Raw genomic sequence first — 220 nt, 5'->3', positions numbered from 1 at the left:
AGTCAGCATATGGAATACTGCGCTCAAATGCACCGCCTACAGTTACAGTCTGGATGCACTGCAGAACCCCATTCTCAGCATCATACCAGAACAGATTTGCCATAAGTCCTGCACAGGAAGCATCTGCCTTTACAGAAAGTATAGCCGGGAAATCGAAAGTTCCGCTTCTTCCAAGATGGAAACCGAAATCATTCTGGTTTGTGGAAATCAGGCTGTATAA

Annotated in this window: 1 protein-coding gene; it reads right to left on the bottom strand. The window is 45.5% G+C overall.

Annotated elements, in window-relative coordinates; all coding sequences use genetic code 11:
• Positions 1 to 220, bottom strand: a 220-nt coding sequence (locus LJE09_RS17820; protein WP_227311653.1) for a hypothetical protein, incomplete at both ends; no start/stop codon positions are given.

The organism is Blautia sp. DFI.3.45, assembly GCF_020593505.1.
GTDB lineage: Bacteria > Bacillota > Clostridia > Lachnospirales > Lachnospiraceae > Blautia_A > Blautia_A wexlerae.
The sequence above is the reverse complement of the archived record's forward strand: the minus strand, read 5'-3'. Positions and strand labels throughout refer to the sequence as shown.